The sequence below is a fragment of the Paraprevotella clara YIT 11840 genome (assembly GCF_000233955.1).
GTDB lineage: Bacteria > Bacteroidota > Bacteroidia > Bacteroidales > Bacteroidaceae > Paraprevotella > Paraprevotella clara.
In genome coordinates this window covers 188,283-204,800 of record NZ_JH376597.1, presented here as the reverse complement: position 1 = coordinate 204,800, position 16,518 = coordinate 188,283, and the positions used below count along the sequence as shown (strand labels likewise).

The window sequence follows — 16,518 nt, the reverse complement described above, 5'->3', positions numbered from 1 at the left end:
TGTAACCGCAAAGTAAATACCTGATTCTGGAAAGATTTGGGATTTGTGCTTTTCGTTTTAGGGCTTTGCAACTTTTAACACGAAATGATGTCGTCCGTCATGATAGTATGTGAGGGAGAGATGGTACAGGTCGGCAATGGATTGGGCGATAGACAGTCCCAGTCCGGTCGATTCTTTTTGTCCGCTATGCCCCTTGTAGAAGCGTTTGAACATTTGTCGTTCGTCGAGGGCTTGGTTCCCGTCGTTGACGATTTCAATCCGGGTGGAATGGATGAGTATGTCCACACGTCCGTGTTCGGGGCTATGTATGATGGCATTTTTGATGAGATTGGTCAGTAAAGTATGAGCCAGCGATTCGTTCATCCTGATACGGCAGTCTTCCGTGTCTGACAAGTGATAGTCCAGTTCTTTTTCTTCGTATAAGTCCGATAACAGTTCGAGAATCTTTCGGACGTGTGGGTTCATATCCACTTCAGTTACTTCCTCGAATTGCCGGTTTTGGATACGCGAAAGCAGGAGCAGGGATTTATTGAGCTGTATGGCACGGTGCAGGCTACGGAACATGTCATCGATATTTTTCAGTTCCTCTTCATCGAGATTCTCATGTTCGGCCAACAATTCCAGCTTACCGTTGATGACGGCCAACGGGGTTTGCAGTTCATGAGAGGCGTTTTCGATGAATTCCTTTTGTTCCCGGTATGCTTTTTCTGCCCGTTCGTGCATTTCAAGGGCAGCACGGTTCAGGGTACGGAACTCCCGAATACGGCAATCCGGATTCAGATAAGGTGCCGGGTGTCCGGGTGATACGTTTTCAAGCCATTCCAATAAACGGTCGAGCGGGCGGAACACGGACTTCAGGATAAGGCGTGTGCTGAAGATGATGCAACAAAGCAATGCGATGTAGAGTGCGACGAGATATTTGAATATGGCGGCTATCAAATCGTCCCGTTCCAAAGTGGAGAGTCGGAGTTCCAGTTCATAATATTTCAGGTCGGTGGCCATGAAGCAGGACTTCATGATACGTACGGGTTCATATTCATCTTCAGTCTCGATATATACCGTACCGTCGTAGTACCGGTCGCGATAGTGCTCGACCTCTTCCGTGGTAAGCGGACGGATGCTGTAACTGTGTATGATTTTGTCCTCGGTATCTAAAAGAGTAGAGTCCGCCAGGATTTTCCCCACAATAATATCCCGGTAATTGGCCAGGGCATCGTCGGTCTCGTCCATCACTTCGTCGATGACGGTGTAATAGAAAAAGGTACCCCATCCGCCCAGCAACAAGAACAGGAGGAAAGAGAGGTTGAAGTGGGTATAGCGTAATAACTTCATGGTCGGGGTATGGGGAGTTTACGGCATGTCGAATGCCAGTTTGTAGCCGAAACCGTAAACGGCTTTTATTTCTGCTTGTGTGCCGGCAGCTTTCATCTTTTTCCTCAAATTCTTCACCTGGGAATAAATGAAGTCGAGGCTATCAGCCTGGTCGATGTGGTCGCCCCATACAGACTCTGCCAATGCCATACGGTTGATGAGGCGGTTGGGATTGCTGATGAAATAATACAGCAGGTCGAACTCCTTACGGTTGAGGTTCAGTTCGTTCCCATCTACGGTCACTTTGCGTGTGTCAGGGACTAAAGTCAGGTTGCCCAGTACGATACTGGTGTCTCCTCCGGCTTTTTTCCTGCGCAACAGGGATTTTACCCGTGCGTTAAGCTCGGCCAGATGGAATGGTTTGGCCAAATAATCGTCGGCCCCGAGATTAAGCCCCTCCACCTTGTCCTCAATGGAGTCTTTGGCCGAGATGATGATGACGCTTTCCTGTTTACGCATCCGTTTGAGATGGGCCAGGACGGAAAGTCCGCTTCCGCCGGGCAGCATGATGTCCAGCAAGATACAGTCGTAATCGTAATCGTTGACCTTTTCCATGGCAGAGGCATAGTCTTCCGCACACTCCACGATGAACTTTTCGCGCGTGAGGTACTCCCTGACGGTATTCCGCAACTCCTCTTCGTCTTCAATCAGCAGGATCTTCATGACTGTTCCGTATCGGATGGATTGTCGATGGGTAATCTGTCTTTCTTCCGGTAACCTGTGCTGTTGAGGATGGCCACCAAGTCACCGTTTTCTTGGCAGATTCTTACCTCTATATAAGGAATGCGCGGGTGGTGGTGTATCTCACGGGCCTCTGCGTAAAGCCATCCGGCAGACACGGCTTTCAGGAAGTTGATATTGGCGCTTAAAGACAATGTTACCTGTGCATAGCTGTTGGCTACGGCGGCAAAAGCCAAGTCGGCCAACGTGAAAAGGGCACCGCCTTGGCAGACCCCGGCGGCATTGAGGTGGGCAGGGGTGACTTCCATTCGGGCTTTGGCATATCCCGGACAGATGTCGAGTATCTCGACACCGGCCGCCCGGGCAAACCGGTCGTTCTGTAATAATTCGGATAATGTCATACTATAGTTGGATAAAAATGTCAGGCGAAAGTTTTTCGTATTTCTTCCCAGTGTTCGCAAAGCGATTGCATGGAAGGGAACAACAAGTCGGCACCGGCATCAATCAGCACTTCGTCGGGCAGCGGTCCCGTATTGACGGCGATGGTGAAGATTCCGGCAGATACTCCGGCTTGTACCCCCAAGGGAGCATTTTCCACCACAAGGCCTTCCCACGGTTGTATACCGGCTTTTTGCAGTCCCATGAGGTAGGGCTCGGGGTTGGGCTTGCCGTATTTCACATCAAAACTGGTCACCATCAGGTCGCGCCGGAATACGCTCGGAAAATTATGATTCAGCCGGTCGATGAGGCTGACCTGCCCCGACCCGGTGACGACCATGGGGGTGAAGCCATCGGCCTTTACCTTTTTCAGCAACTCGTAAGCGCCCGGCATCCGTGGGGCTTCCGGACAACGGCTGAACACGTCGGACTTGGCTTTATAGATGGTTTGCTTCTCCTCTTCGGTAGCCCGGCGTCCCCAATCACGTTGTGCCAGCAGATCGATGGTTCCGCCGCCCGTACGTCCTTCGTGCATGTAGGCTTCTTCGGGCGTGATGTGCAGGCCGAACTGCGTCATGGCATGGCTCCAGGAATAGGCATGGTTGGGCATGGAGTCGAAGAGGACCCCGTCCATATCAAAGAGCACGGCTTTAAGGCGCGTCGCCCCAAAGCCGTGCTTCATTAAATATTTGTCTTTTTCTGCTTCGAACATGGGCTTATTTGTTTAAGCGTGCGCGGATGGCTTCACTTTCTTTTTCGTAACCCGGTTTGTTCAGCAGGGCGAACATGTTCTTCTTGTAGGCTTCCACGCCCGGCTGGTTGAAGGTATTTACCCCCAAGAGGTTACCGCTGATGCTGCAGGCCTTCTCGAAGAAATAGATGATTTGTCCCAAATAGTACTCATTCAACACAGGGACACTCAGGCGCATGTTGGGCACACCGCCGTCCACGTGAGCCAGTTGCGTACCCAGTTCGGCCATCTTGTTCACTTCGTCCACACGCTTTCCGGCCAGGAAGTTCAGGCCGTCCAGATTTTCGTCGTCCGAAGGGAAGAGCACCTTGTGGTTGGGCTGCTCGATACTGATGACGGTCTCGAAGATGGTACGTTCGCCGTCCTGAATCCATTGTCCCATGGAATGAAGGTCGGTGGTAAAATCTACGGCAGCCGGGAAAATACCTTTTTGATCCTTTCCTTCCGATTCTCCGTACAACTGTTTCCACCATTCGTTCAGGTAGTGCAGCTTAGGCTGGTAGTTTACCAGAATTTCTATTTTCTTGCCTTCGGCATATAAAGCGTTGCGGCAGGCTGCATATACGGCCGAGGGGTTTTCCATGAAAGGTACGTCCACGGCTGTTGCTTTTTCCATGTCGGCGGCACCGGCCACGAGTTGTGCGATGTCGAAACCGGCTACGGCAATAGGCAGCAAGCCTACGGGAGTGAGTACGGAGAAACGTCCGCCCACATTGTCGGGGATGATGAAGCTCTTGTATCCTTCCTTATCAGCCGTGGTACGGGCGGCACCTTTTTGGGCATCGGTTACGGCCACGATGACTTTGCGAGCCATGTCCTTGCCGCGTTGGTCTTCGCATTGCTTTTTCAGCAGGCGGAAAGCCAAAGCCGTTTCGGTGGTCGTGCCGCTCTTGGAAATATTGATGACACCGAATTTCTTGTCGGCCAGGTAAGCGCACATTTCGGCCAGATAGTCTTCGCCGATGTTGTTTCCGGCAAACAGGATGACCGGGTTCTTCTTATCGTTCAGCAACCATTGGAAGCTGTTGCTCAGGGCTTCGATGACGGTGCGTGCGCCAAGGTAGCTTCCGCCGATGCCGGCTACTACGACCACTTCGCAGTTCTCGCGGAGCACCTGTGCCGTGGCGTTCAGTTCACCGATGAAATCGGGAGTAATGGAAGACGGCAAGTGCAGCCAACCTAAAAAGTCGTTACCCGGACAAGTGCCGTTTTCCAACGCTTCCTGTGCGGCCTTCACCTTCGGTTCGTATGCCGCGATGGCATCGGCCTGAAGGAACTGAGTTGCTTTTGTGATGTCTAATTGAATATTCTTCATCTTTTTACGCTATTAAAAAACAATAATGAGTTATCGGAATGAATCGGTGAGCAGTTTTATCTCGATGCTCGGCGAGATACGTTCGTAGAGGATATTATATACGGCGTCCAGAATCGGCATGTTGACATGGAGGCACTTGTTGATGTCCTTCATACATTTGGTGCCGTAATACCCCTCGGCTATCATTTCCATTTCTATTTGTGCGCTTTTCACACTGTACCCCTTGCCTATCATGGAACCGAACACCCGGTTGCGACTGAAGTTGGAATATCCCGTGACGAGAAGGTCGCCCAGATAGACCGAATCGATGATATTCCGTTCAATGGGGTGTACAATCTTGAGAAAACGGTTCATTTCCTGCGCTGCGTTGGACATGATGACCGATTGGAAGTTATCTCCATACTTCAGGCCGTTGCAGATACCCGCCGCGATGGCATAGACGTTCTTCAACACCGAAGCGTATTCGATGCCGATGACGTCGTCGCTGATTTTGGTCTTGACATATTCGCTGCTGATCATGTCGGCAAAGTTTTGCGCCTTTTCCAAGTCGGCGCATCCTACGGTCAGATAAGTAAGCCGTCCCAAAGCCACTTCTTCCGCATGGCTCGGTCCCCCCAGAACGGCCAGATTCTCGTCGGGCACGCTATACACCTGATGAAAATATTCCGAGCAGACCAGGTTTTCGTCGGGCACGATACCCTTGATGGCCGTGACGATGAATTTATCGCGCAGGCGCGTCTTGAGTTTCTTCAGATGACTCTTTAAATAAGGTGAGGGGGTGACGAAAATCAAAGTATCCGCTTCTTCCACTATTTTATTGATGTCGGCAGAGAAGTGGATGCGGTTCACGTCGAAATGTACGCTGGTCAGGTAAGCCGGATTATGTCCCAGGCGGCGGAATTCCTCGATGCGGTCTTCCCGTCGCATGTACCAATGGATGGAATCGTTTCGCTCCAACATCATCTTGGCGATGGCGGTAGCCCAGCTACCGCCCCCCATGATGGCTATGGTTCCACAATTTCCCATGTTTTCCGGTTGTTATATTTTGGATAAATCGCTCACGTTCGGCATACTCGAGCCAGGCTCGGTCTGCGCTCGCTCACTCGCGATTTTGGCAATCCACTCGGCCACGTCGTTGACGGATGGCTTTTCGATGTCGAGTTTGTATTTCTTGATGACCTCTCCCACCTGTTGCTGTAGCTTTTGCGGATTGACTTCCTTCATGTCGCTTACCAGATTATATCCGGCTTTTTGCAGCACGGGCACGAGTGCTTCGGCCACGCCGATGGCAGCGTATTTGTCGGCACTGTCCTTGGGTATTTTCTTTTCAGGACGCATTTGCGGGAAGAAGAGAACCTCTTGAATCGTGGTCTGGCCCGTCATGAGCATGACCAGACGGTCGATGCCGATACCGATACCGCTGGTGGGGGGCATGCCATATTGCAAGGCACGCAGGAAATCCTGGTCGATGAACATCGCTTCGTCGTCGCCCTTCTCGCTCAGGCGCATCTGTTCGATGAAACGCTCTTCCTGATCTATCGGGTCGTTCAACTCCGAATAGGCATTGGCCAGTTCCTTACCGTTGACCATCAACTCGAAACGCTCGGTCAATGCCGGATTACTGCGGTGTTTCTTGGTGAGCGGCGACATTTCCACCGGATAGTCGGTGATAAAGGTAGGTTGGATATAAGTACCCTCGCAGAACTCGCCGAAAATCTCGTCGATAAGCTTGCCTTTACCCATCGTGTCATCGATTTCCAGATTCAGGGCCTTGCATATCTCGCGGATTTCCTCTTCGCTCTTCCCGTTCAGGTCATAACCCGTTTTTTCCTTGATGGCCTCCAAGATGGGCAGACGGCGATAGGGTGCCTTGAAGCTGATGGTCTTTCCGTCCACCACGCTCTCCGTGCTGCCGTTCACAGCGATGCAGATGCGCTCGAGCAACTTTTCGGTAAACGCCATCATCCAGTTGTAATCCTTATATTGTACATAAAGTTCCATGCAAGTGAACTCCGGATTGTGGCTCTTGTCCATACCCTCGTTGCGGAAGTTCTTGCCGATTTCGTACACGCCTTCGAAACCGCCTACGATGAGGCGTTTCAGGTAGAGTTCCGTGGCGATACGAAGATACAGGTCGATGTCGAGCGAGTTGTGGTGGGTAATGAACGGGCGCGCGCTGGCTCCTCCCGGGATGGATTGCAGGATAGGTGTCTCCACCTCCGTGTAGCCTGCTTCGTCCAGGGCGGCACGCAACGTTTTCAGGATGGCCGAACGCTTCAGGAACGTTTCCTTCACTCCGCTGTTGACAATCAAGTCCACGTAACGCTGGCGGTAACGCAGTTCCGGGTCGTCGAAAGAGTCATATACCTCGCCGTCTTTCATCTTGACGATGGGCAGGGGCTTGAGGCTCTTGGCCAAAACCGTCAGTTCTTGCGTGTGCACGCTGATTTCGCCTGTTTGAGTCTTGAAAACAAAGCCTTTGACGCCGACAAAGTCACCCAAGTCGAGCAATTTCTTGAATACGGTGTTGTATAAATCCTTGTTTTCTCCGGGACAAATATCATCGCGGGTGACATACACCTGAATGCGCCCTTTGGAATCCTGCAATTCGAGGAAAGAGGCTTTGCCCATGATGCGCCGGCTCATGATACGGCCTGCGATGCACACTTGGCGTTTCTCTTCCGCCGCATCGTCGTATTCGGCTTTGATGTCGGTCGAGAAAGCATCGGTCGGGTATTCGTCAGCCGGATAAGGGTCGATGCCCAAGGCACGGAGTTCGTTCAGGTTGTTCCTTCTTACGATTTCTTGTTCACTTAACTCTAAAACATTCATTTTTATTCTGATTTCGATATTTGGGGCAAAATTACAAAAGTTTTTTGAGTGTCCCAATGATTTACCCGTTTATTAGCATGGAGCTTAGGACAGTGAAAACATGTTTTCTTTGGAATGACGGACTTATATAGTTAATTTTGTGTTAAATATTCGGGGAGGGTAATTTTGCTCAGTATAAAAATGCTAACTTTCGCAAATAAATCAATAGAGTGGTAACTTTTTAAAATTGGGACTATGAAAGCAAAAGTTTGGAAAGGTGTCTGGGCCTTATGTGTAGTTGCCGTTACGATGGCATCTTGTGATTTTGTGAATAAGATGAAAGAGAATGCTACTACAACGCCGTCGGACACGATTATCGGAGCAAATGCCGGGGAGTTGGACGGGAAGATAGATGAATTGTTGGAATTGGCCAAGGCAAAAAAGGAAACGGCAGAGTTTGCCGAGATTTATACCTATTTCAATTATAAGCCGGGTGATCCTTCTACGAGTGTGACGATACAAATTGTAACGCCGGAGGATAAGAACAAGATGGCGGAATATAGTTGGTACGATAATAAGGATGTCCGTAACAAACTGGATAAACAGGATATGGTGATTTCGGATCATGACGATAATGTGATTGATACCTATGACGGTTTCAAGGATATGCTTTTCACTTACGATGATGTGGCCAAGCAGGTGGAGAATCTGCCGGTGTTCTGCAAAGAGGCGTTGGAAGCATCGGGATATGGCGAAGACGGCTATGTGAGAAGCTACCAGATAGAAAAAGGTGATGCGTTCATCATGGTGGGACACAAGTCCTCCAATATGTTGAGTAAGACTTACCATGTAGCCGAAGATGGCGAACATATCATAGTGAAAGAATAAGTGTAAGGCGCTTCTGTTCGGAAATCCGCTGTCGTCTCATATTTCCGGAAGTCCCGTGGCAGGACTTGGATATGACGGCGGATTTCCTTTTTGAGGAAAGAAGGGGGTATGAACGTTCGTAAGGATTCACAGGCGTTGTCCGCTCGGTTTTACTTTGCGTCATCCGGTGGTGAAATACAAGAGGGGCGGGAAAAAGCAGATGAGACTATTCCGCCTAGTGCGGCCGAACCCGGAAAAGGCTTTTTCCTTTCTTTTTTCGTGCCACGCAGGGGATTTTGGGTTACCCCTTTGTTGTTGGATCTTAATTTTCTCGTCTTTCTGGCCATGTGCTTGTCCGGTGTAGGGATATTTTTTCCGGACAATGTCGATTTGTTGCATTGGGGCGCCGATTTTGCTCCATTGACTCTGACCGGCGATTATTGGCGTGTGCTGACCTGCAATTATGTGCATGTAGGTCTTATACACTTGGCCATGAACATGTATGCCTTATTGTTCATTGGTCTGTTTTTGGAGCCGTTGGCAGGTTCTCGCCGTATGGCTATGGCTTATGTCTTGTCCGGACTTTACGCATCCTTGGCGAGCCTGTCGGTCAATGCCGAATGGATTGCGGCCGGGGCTTCGGGAGCCATATTCGGCTTGTATGGTCTCTTTTTTGCTTATTTGCTTTTACGCAGGGGCGGAGAGGAGAGGCGAAAGACCTTGCTTATCAGTATTGCGGTTTTCATTTTGTATAATCTGTTGTTTGGGATGAGAGATGACAGTGTGGATAATGCGGCGCACGTCGGCGGATTGGGGTGTGGTTTCTTGTTGGGGTTGGCTTACGGGATGTCGGATAAGGTGCGTGAGAAAAGCAAACGGATGGTTGTGGCTTGTCTGGCAGAATTCGTCTTATTATCTGAGTTTATCTGTTGGTTTTCCGCCTTGACACACGGAATGCCTCCCGATTACCAAGACGTGTGCGAAGTTTGGCGGAGTGGCCTGTTGGAAGACTATATAAGAAACGGAGATTCGGAGATTCATTCGGAAGAGAACGGTATGGGGCAGAAGACGGAGTATACCGTAGTGGAGGGTTGGACCATGACGGATCAGGATGTCTGGATTCCTTTTAGCGACGAAGCGAGTGGTTTCAGTTTCCGTTATCCGTCCAATTGGCATAGAAAGCCGGATGGATGGTCGGATTTCCGCATCGAAAACGGGTTGAATTGGATGACCGTGGAGTATTCGGATGCTGCGGCAGATACGGATGCCCGGAAAATGAAAGATGCTTTAAAGCGGAGTGTGTGTGACGAAGAAGGCCGTTTGCTTGACGGTTGCACTTGCGAGACGGTCGTCCTGAACGGGACTGAATTTGTGAAAGTCAGTAGCCCCCAACGTATCTCCCTTACAGGGAAGAAATGGATTGAGGCGAGGCGTACTACTTACGGATATTATAAGGATAATCCTTTACGGTGCATGACCATCGTGCAGTGGACCACGAGTGAACCTTTCCGAAAAGAGATGGATGAAATGGCACAAAGTTTTTTCGTACGGGAACCATAAAGGGCATTTGATTTTTCTTTTTTGTGAATGACGGCTGAAGGTTCACCGTAAAGTGTTGTACCACAGTGCGGAACGGAATTTTTCGGTGAATCTCTTGTGAAGACTGTTTGAGTGAAGGGTTCACCTTAATTGTTTGATTCTTAGATAGAATGAAGGATGTGAACCCTTTTTAAATGAAAACATAATGAAAGGGGTGGGGAAGGAACATTGCCTGCAGGACATCCGTAAAAAGTTCTCAGTAGATTGATCGAACGTTTGCCGCACACCGGAAAGTCGTTTGCCTGACGTTTTTGGACTGTTTTCGCATTTCGATGGGACCAAGACGGCATCGCTGAAGTTTATGAGTTAATTAAAGGTGAATTTTTTGAACGGAATGAAAAAATAATTATCTTTGCCGCAGAATTTCCGGGTTCGTGCGAAGCTTGCCCTGACGGAGTAATTTGTCAGGGATGCTGAAAACGGACGGAAGCCTGCGCCGAACCGCGTATGCGGGGGAAGGGTGGGGACGGAGATTCGCGACATATTAAAGGCGTTTACGTGACGTCTTGTTCTTGACTCTAAGGAATCTGGTAAATTTCAATTGTCGTCAGGGATGAGGCAACAGTAGATGTCCTCGGGATGTGTATATATGCGCATCCCTTTTCGATACGGGTATATTGTGTCGTAAAGGGAGAAGTTATATCCATATCGGCGTGGGCTCTGGATGTTGCTCGTTCAACGACAATGGGCATACCAGAGCCTCTTAGGGTGGGACGAGTAACGACGGTCTCACGCTTTTTTTGTGTCGTCACACAGGACTTCCGTGCCAAGGTGTGATGGATACGTTGATAAATGTAGCCAGTATTCCGGAAGAAAGCGAAAGCCGACTTCCGAGTGAGGGATTGCCTCCTGTCACAACCGCCGGTTCGCAAAGATGCGGGACCGGGGTGTCCTTGGAGTATGTCCTGCATCCGACGCACGGCCTTCCGCAAGAATGCCGATGGTATGTTTTGAGAGCGACGTATGGACGTGAACGGGAGGCTGAAGACCTATTGAAGAAACGGGGCGTTTTGGTGTATGTGCCGAAACGGAAGACGTTGAAGATGGTGAAAGGAGAGAAGAAGAAAGTAGAGGAATCCCTCTTGCCCAATCTTGTTTTCGTGTTTACGGACGAGTGCACGGCCCGCCGTTTGGTGGCATTCCCATTGAAATCTGAATCCCGTCGCAAAGACAAGATGCCCGTAAGCCTCCATTTCATGTACGACCATACGTCTTTGAATGAAAACGGGCTGAATGACGTGGTGGTTATACCCCACAAGGAGATGGTCAATTTTATTCGTTTCACCATTGGAGGGAGCGAGTCTATCCGTGCCGTCTCACCGGCTGATTTCCGGATCAAGAAAGACCAGCAAGTCGTGATTACCGAAGGGGATTTCAAAGGCGTAGTAGGGCGCGTGGCCCGTATAGACCGCCAGACTTGTGTCATCGTGGATTTGCAGCCGATATGCTTTCTGGCTTCGGCCTATATCCCCAAGGCTTTTTTGAGGGAAGTGCCTGAGCCGAAGAATATATGAATGGAACAATCTGGTGCACGAAGAACTAACCTCGGATATGTTGAACGGTATATGTTACCATTTTCAGAACACTATGTATGTCATCTTCAAGATGATGGGCTTTTATACCGAAGTGGAGCGCACCACCCATCGCGGCCGTATCGACATCGTCATCAAAACGTCGGATTACATCTATGTGATGGAAATCAAACTCGACGGCAGTGCCGACGAGGCTTTGCGACAGATTCATGAGAAAGGTTATGCCGAGCCTTACCGTAAGGATGGCCGGAAGGTGTTCCTCGTAGGTGTGAACTTCTCGTCTGATACCAAAGGGGTGGAAGAGTGGAAGGTTGAGGAATGTCTGTTTTGACTGGGCTGTGAAACGCCTGTTGCGCGACAAAGCCAATCGCAACCTCATGGAGAGTGAAAGGAGTCAGGAAAACGAGGTTGAAAATACAACCGTGTGGATTGGTTGGCCATGAACTCGAAGGATGGGTTGTTTTTTCTTGAAGGCAGAGTGTTATCAAATTAACCAAAGGCAACCATTGAAAAAATGTCCCATCTATAAAATCTTACAATTATTGCCGTGTGCAATTTCATATCATAACTAAATTACCAACGCTTGTCTCTATGTGAAAGGCAGATGAATGCATTTTACAACAAGGCTCACCTTAACTCAGTCTTTTTCCAGTAGGTATGAAAGATGCGAAGCCATTTTTCGACAAAACTCTTTGTAAGTGGACACATTCGATGCCTAAAACAACTTCTTCCCAAAGAGAGGATTTTCCAATCCGTTAATCGAATTGACTGATTAAGGCAAAAACTGCTCTACGTGAAGTGGATAATCCATGTGAGGGGCTAATGAGATCTTAAATATATTTTCTAATAACTGATAGGCAAATGATTTCAATAAAGAATAATATTGATTGTTGCGGTTGCAATGCATGTGGTGACGTGTGTGCGCATGGAGCAATCACATTTAAGACGGATATAGAAGGATTTTGGTATCCTGTCGTTGACGAAACAAAATGCGTGGATTGCAGGCTTTGTGAAAGGGTGTGTCCTGAATTGCATATTGGCGAATTAAAGAAGAATGACAATAATCCGCCCGTAACGGTAGCAGCGATAAACAAGAATATGGCCGTCCGTTGGGACAGCACTTCCGGCGGAGCATTTTCGGCCTTGGCTGAAGTTATGTATGAACAGGGTGGTTATGTCAGCGGAGCTGTGTATGATGAGAATTTTTTGGTACACAATTTTGTCTCCGACAAGCCTGAAGATCTGTCAAGGTTAAGAAGTTCCAAATATCTGCAAAGTAATGCCGAGGGGCTTTATGTAAGGATTAGAGAGTTGTTAAGGAATGGGAAAAAGGTATTGGCATGTGGTACACCGTGCCAGATGGCAGCCCTGCGATTGTTCTTGCACAAGGATTATGACAATCTCGTTATTGTCGACTTCATTTGCCGTGGGGTAAATTCTCCGAAAGTTTATAGGAAATATCTAGACTCTTTGGAACGTAAGTATGGTGGCAAGGTGGTTTATGTCAAGGCTAAGAACAAGGAGTTGGGATGGAGAAACCTTACTCGTAAAGTTGTATTTGATAACGGAAAAGTATATTACGGAGTAAAGATGGACGATAATTTCCGTCGTGGTTATCATACCAATGTTTTTTGCCGTCCCTCCTGCTACACGTGCCAATATAAGGGATTTCCACGCATTGCCGACATAACCATTGCGGATTATTGGGGAATTGAGAAAATAAACAAGAATCTTGACAACAATATCGGAACATCGATGATTCTGCTTAACTCGAAGAAAGGCGAAAATTTTTTCGGGCAGGTAAAAGACAAAATAGAGTGGGAATATACAACGTTTGAAAGCATCTTGCCTGGAAATGTCGCACTGACAAAACCTATCGAGCCTGCAAAGATAGACCGCAGGCAATTCTTTGAAGACTTGGATAAAGGCACGTTTGATGAAGTTGTCAGTAAATATTTTCCTCTAAAGACAAATGCTGATTTGTCTTTCAGGCAGAAACTTAAGGGAATATTGAAACCATATTACGGTTTGTACCAGTATTTGGGTTTTTCGCCAAAGGCATATATTAATTTCCTTAAGCTGAATTATAGGAAAAACACGGAAAGCGACTGGATGTCAGGACACGTGATATATACAATGCCAAGCTCGACATTTGATATCCATCCTTCTGCAAAAATCATAATAAAGGCATCGTTGTTGTATGGCAAGAATCCTGTAAAAGGGATGCGTATACCGACATGTCTGAGAATGGAGGCCAACACGACACTTGAAATACACGATGGGCCTTTGACGCGTTATGGTACAATGCCGTATAATCTTCGTTATGGCGCATATATAGAAATAGTGAACGGTGGCAGGCTGACAATCGGTCAAGGCGCGGCGAACGTGGGGCTGACGATAATGTGTGCCAAGGAAGTTACAATAGGCAACGGGGTACGTATAGGGCGGAACGTGTCAATAAGAGATTGGAACGGATCTCATGTTATCATAAACGACCATTATCGGAATCATGCTCCTGTACGTATTGAAGACCATGTTTGGCTTTGTACGGGATGTACCATAATGCCCGGTGTGACAGTAGGAGAAGGCAGTGTGGTGGCAGCTAATGCGACAGTGACGAAAGACGTGCCACCGCATAGCCTTGTAGGAGGATCGCCGGCAAAGGTGATAAAGGAAAACATTGAGTGGTATTGAAGTCATGGCAGATAACCGGAAGATAGCTAAGAATACGATGTTCCTGTATTTCAGGATGCTCCTTGTAATGGGAGTTAATTTGTATACGTCACGTGTCGTATTGCAGGTTCTCGGCTTTGAGAATTATGGACTATACAATGTTGTAGGTGGAATCGTGACAATGTTCACGTTTCTGAACGGCTCTCTCGGGGCGGCCACATCGCGTTATATAACGTTCGAACTTGGCAAAAGGGACTTTGAGCGTCTGAACAAAGTTTTCAATACGGCCTTGATTATACACGTTATTATCGCTTTACTTATAATCCTGTTGGCTGAAACTGTAGGATTGTGGTTTTTTTATGAAAAGATGACGATACCTCATGGAAGGTTGGAGGCAGCATTATGGGTGTACCAAATTTCAGTAATAACATGTTTTTTCTCGCTCACCCAAGTGCCGTATAACGCAACAATCATTGCGTATGAAAACATGAAAATCTATGCCTATGTGGGTATTGTCGAGGTCCTTCTTAAATTATCGGTAGTGTTTCTTATTTTTGTGTCTCCTATTGACAAACTGGTTTTCTACGCATTAATGTTGTGCCTTATCCAAATAGGAATAATGTTTTTTTATAGAATTTATTGCAACAGACACTTTGCGTCATGTGTGATACATATATATAAGGATAGAAGGCTTTTCAAGGAAATGTTTTCGTATGCCGGTTCTGACCTTATAGGCAATATCGCCGTATTGGCACAAGGCCAAGGTTTGAACATTCTCTTGAATATGTTTTTCGGCCCGACGGTAAATGCTGCGAGAGGAATAGCGTATCAGGTACAAGGGGCAATAACACAGTTCAGCAATAATTTTATGACTGCCGTCAGACCGCAGATAATTAAACTGTATGCCGAAAGTAGGCCGGAGGAAATGATGCGTCTCGTGAAACAAAGCAGTTGTTTCTCGTTCTATCTGATGTGGGTGATTTCTCTTCCAATATTCTTGGAGACGGATTACATCTTGACACTTTGGCTCGGAGATTATCCTGAGCATACGGTATGTTTCTTGCATCTTGTTTTGATACTTTGTCTTATTCAGACAATAAAGACTCCCCGCTCAACAGTGTTTCATGCCACAGGGCATTTGAAATTCGTAAATATGGTGGTTGGAGGAATATTGTGCGCCGCGTTTCCGTTAGCATATATTTTGTTAAAAATCGGATTTTCCCCAGAAAGTGTTTTTTATGCAGCAAACGCGACCATGTTGGTTTCTGAAGCCGCAAGTATGATAATCTTGAAAAAATATATCGATTATTCCATTTCCGATTACATAAAAAAAGTATACGGACGCTGTCTGCTGGTTGTTATCACTTCATTCTTTATAACGCACATCCTTTATCAGCATATTTACAATCAGGGTTTTTTGCATCTCGTTCTGACCTGTGTGTTATCTACAGCATCGTCGATGTTCTTTGTTTATGTTTTAGGAATGGACAAAACGGAAAGAGATAAGGTGAAAAATATTATCACAAATAAATTGAAAAGATGAACTATTCGAACGATAAAATCACATTGTCAAACGGTATCCAAATGCCATGTATGGCCATTGGTACCAACTGGATGAATTATAAAGAGTTGAAGAGGATACTTGTTGCCGGGTTTAGTTCCGGATTCAGAGCCATTGATACTGCACGTGATTACGGCAATGAACCTGTTGTGGGTAAAGCATTGAGAGATGCCTTGAAAGATGTCGGCCTTCAAAGGGAAGACATTTTCGTGACGACTAAAATAGGTAACGCCCAGCAGGTGCTTGGCAATATAAAAGAGCAGATGGACATATCACTCGGAAACCTCCAAACCGATTATGTTGACTTATGGCTGATGCACTGGCCGTATCCTGGTTATTACAAACAGACATGGGAGAAGATGGTTGGAGTATATGAATTGGGCAAGGCGCGTGCCATAGGTGTGGCGAATTACGATGTCCGCCATTTTGAGGCATTATTGGCAGGAAAATCTGGGAATATTCTTCCCACGCCCATGGTAAATCAAATGGAATACCATCCACTCAGGATTGCGGAAAAGCTGACGGCATATCTTAGAGAACGCAACATAAAGATTCAGGCGTATGCTCCTTTGTGCCGTCTCGTTCCGCAGCTCAAGAACAGCCACATATTGAAAGCGTTGGCAGAAAAATACAACAAGTCGTTAGGACAGATAATTTTAAGGTGGCATATACAGCAGGGAGATGTCATGCCCGTGTTCAAGTCGTACAAGCCTGAACGTTTTAAGGAAAACATAGACATTTTCGACTTTGAGCTGACAACGGATGAGTTGGCTGGAATTAGTTCGTTGAATCAAGACTATAAATATCATATTGAATCTGTGAATTGTCCCGGTTATTAATCGTATTGAGAAAGAGTTTGTTTGCAGGATGACTCTATAATTTTACCGATGGTGTTGTTTATTATCTTGTCTGTGGATAG

At 47.3% G+C, this 16,518-nt stretch carries 14 protein-coding genes; 7 read left to right on the top strand and 7 right to left on the bottom strand.

All coding sequences use genetic code 11. The features are described 5' to 3' along the window. Positions 1 to 57: 57 nt before the first annotated feature. Genes HMPREF9441_RS07150 through lysS form a run of 7 tightly spaced genes read right to left on the bottom strand, consistent with a single transcriptional unit; the run spans position 58 to position 7,388 of the window. A complete protein-coding gene (locus HMPREF9441_RS07150; RefSeq protein ID WP_008619670.1) occupies positions 58 to 1,332 on the bottom strand; it encodes a sensor histidine kinase in 1,275 nt (424 codons plus the stop codon). A gap of 18 nt (positions 1,333 to 1,350) precedes the next feature. After that, positions 1,351 to 2,034 carry a response regulator transcription factor gene (locus tag HMPREF9441_RS07145; RefSeq protein WP_008619668.1) on the bottom strand — a complete coding sequence of 228 codons (684 nt, stop codon included), beginning with the start codon at positions 2,032 to 2,034 and terminating at the stop codon, positions 1,351 to 1,353. After that, positions 2,031 to 2,453 carry a PaaI family thioesterase gene (locus HMPREF9441_RS07140; RefSeq protein WP_008619666.1) on the bottom strand — a complete coding sequence of 141 codons (423 nt, stop codon included), beginning with the start codon at positions 2,451 to 2,453 and terminating at the stop codon, positions 2,031 to 2,033. Before HMPREF9441_RS07140 ends, HMPREF9441_RS07145 begins: the two co-directional genes overlap by 4 nt. A 20-nt stretch (positions 2,454 to 2,473) precedes the next feature. Further along, on the bottom strand, positions 2,474 to 3,202 hold the full coding sequence (locus HMPREF9441_RS07135) for an HAD-IA family hydrolase (protein ID WP_008619663.1): 729 nt from the start codon (positions 3,200 to 3,202) through the stop codon (positions 2,474 to 2,476). Between the two features lie 4 nt (positions 3,203 to 3,206). Then, positions 3,207 to 4,556, bottom strand: coding sequence for a glucose-6-phosphate isomerase (locus HMPREF9441_RS07130; RefSeq protein WP_008619662.1), 1,350 nt, complete (start codon positions 4,554 to 4,556; stop codon positions 3,207 to 3,209). Positions 4,557 to 4,586: 30 nt separating this feature from the next. Beyond that, positions 4,587 to 5,582 carry an NAD(P)H-dependent glycerol-3-phosphate dehydrogenase gene (locus tag HMPREF9441_RS07125; protein WP_008619661.1) on the bottom strand — a complete coding sequence of 332 codons (996 nt, stop codon included), beginning with the start codon at positions 5,580 to 5,582 and terminating at the stop codon, positions 4,587 to 4,589. A 12-nt stretch (positions 5,583 to 5,594) separates the two neighbouring features. Then, a complete protein-coding gene (gene lysS, locus HMPREF9441_RS07120) occupies positions 5,595 to 7,388 on the bottom strand; it encodes a lysine--tRNA ligase (RefSeq protein ID WP_008619660.1) in 1,794 nt (597 codons plus the stop codon). A gap of 234 nt (positions 7,389 to 7,622) precedes the next feature. Here lysS and HMPREF9441_RS07115 point away from each other — a divergent pair, with 234 nt between their 5' ends. The 7 genes from HMPREF9441_RS07115 to HMPREF9441_RS07085 all read left to right on the top strand — a co-directional run bounded on the left by HMPREF9441_RS07115 (position 7,623) and on the right by HMPREF9441_RS07085 (position 16,438). Further along, positions 7,623 to 8,255: a hypothetical protein gene (locus HMPREF9441_RS07115; protein ID WP_008619659.1), complete on the top strand. Its 633-nt coding sequence runs from the start codon at positions 7,623 to 7,625 to the stop codon at positions 8,253 to 8,255. Between the two features lie 108 nt (positions 8,256 to 8,363). Beyond that, positions 8,364 to 9,794: a rhomboid family intramembrane serine protease gene (locus HMPREF9441_RS07110; RefSeq protein WP_008619658.1), complete on the top strand. Its 1,431-nt coding sequence runs from the start codon at positions 8,364 to 8,366 to the stop codon at positions 9,792 to 9,794. Between the two features lie 815 nt (positions 9,795 to 10,609). After that, entirely contained in the window at positions 10,610 to 11,347 is a 738-nt protein-coding gene (locus HMPREF9441_RS07105) for a UpxY family transcription antiterminator (protein ID WP_008619655.1), read from the top strand. A 13-nt stretch (positions 11,348 to 11,360) separates the two neighbouring features. Continuing rightward, positions 11,361 to 11,696 (top strand): PD-(D/E)XK nuclease domain-containing protein, encoded by a 336-nt coding sequence (locus tag HMPREF9441_RS07100; protein WP_410517974.1) that lies wholly within the window; start codon positions 11,361 to 11,363, stop codon positions 11,694 to 11,696. A gap of 530 nt (positions 11,697 to 12,226) precedes the next feature. Then, positions 12,227 to 14,059, top strand: a complete 1,833-nt coding sequence (locus HMPREF9441_RS07095) for a Coenzyme F420 hydrogenase/dehydrogenase, beta subunit C-terminal domain (RefSeq protein WP_008619651.1) — start codon at positions 12,227 to 12,229, stop codon at positions 14,057 to 14,059. Beyond that, the gene (locus HMPREF9441_RS07090) at positions 14,046 to 15,581 is read left to right on the top strand and encodes an MATE family efflux transporter (protein WP_244949665.1); all 1,536 of its coding nucleotides are present in this window, start codon (positions 14,046 to 14,048) and stop codon (positions 15,579 to 15,581) included. Before HMPREF9441_RS07095 ends, HMPREF9441_RS07090 begins: the two co-directional genes overlap by 14 nt. Continuing rightward, the gene (locus tag HMPREF9441_RS07085; protein WP_008619649.1) at positions 15,578 to 16,438 is read left to right on the top strand and encodes an aldo/keto reductase family protein; all 861 of its coding nucleotides are present in this window, start codon (positions 15,578 to 15,580) and stop codon (positions 16,436 to 16,438) included. The genes HMPREF9441_RS07090 and HMPREF9441_RS07085 overlap by 4 nt, the downstream gene beginning before the upstream one ends. Positions 16,439 to 16,518: the final 80 nt, after the last annotated feature.

What these genes read in the sequence shown, in the direction of transcription:
- HMPREF9441_RS07150 (WP_008619670.1), bottom strand. Translation starts at nt 1,332, where the DNA reads ATGAAGTTATTACGCTATACCCACTTCAACCTCTCTTTCCTCCTGTTC.
- HMPREF9441_RS07145 (WP_008619668.1), bottom strand. Translation starts at nt 2,034, where the DNA reads ATGAAGATCCTGCTGATTGAAGACGAAGAGGAGTTGCGGAATACCGTC.
- HMPREF9441_RS07140 (WP_008619666.1), bottom strand. Translation starts at nt 2,453, where the DNA reads ATGACATTATCCGAATTATTACAGAACGACCGGTTTGCCCGGGCGGCC.
- HMPREF9441_RS07135 (WP_008619663.1), bottom strand. Translation starts at nt 3,202, where the DNA reads ATGTTCGAAGCAGAAAAAGACAAATATTTAATGAAGCACGGCTTTGGG.
- HMPREF9441_RS07130 (WP_008619662.1), bottom strand. Translation starts at nt 4,556, where the DNA reads ATGAAGAATATTCAATTAGACATCACAAAAGCAACTCAGTTCCTTCAG.
- HMPREF9441_RS07125 (WP_008619661.1), bottom strand. Translation starts at nt 5,582, where the DNA reads ATGGGAAATTGTGGAACCATAGCCATCATGGGGGGCGGTAGCTGGGCT.
- lysS (WP_008619660.1), bottom strand. Translation starts at nt 7,388, where the DNA reads ATGAATGTTTTAGAGTTAAGTGAACAAGAAATCGTAAGAAGGAACAAC.
- HMPREF9441_RS07115 (WP_008619659.1), top strand. Translation starts at nt 7,623, where the DNA reads ATGAAAGCAAAAGTTTGGAAAGGTGTCTGGGCCTTATGTGTAGTTGCC.
- HMPREF9441_RS07110 (WP_008619658.1), top strand. Translation starts at nt 8,364, where the DNA reads ATGAACGTTCGTAAGGATTCACAGGCGTTGTCCGCTCGGTTTTACTTT.
- HMPREF9441_RS07105 (WP_008619655.1), top strand. Translation starts at nt 10,610, where the DNA reads ATGGATACGTTGATAAATGTAGCCAGTATTCCGGAAGAAAGCGAAAGC.
- HMPREF9441_RS07095 (WP_008619651.1), top strand. Translation starts at nt 12,227, where the DNA reads ATGATTTCAATAAAGAATAATATTGATTGTTGCGGTTGCAATGCATGT.
- HMPREF9441_RS07085 (WP_008619649.1), top strand. Translation starts at nt 15,578, where the DNA reads ATGAACTATTCGAACGATAAAATCACATTGTCAAACGGTATCCAAATG.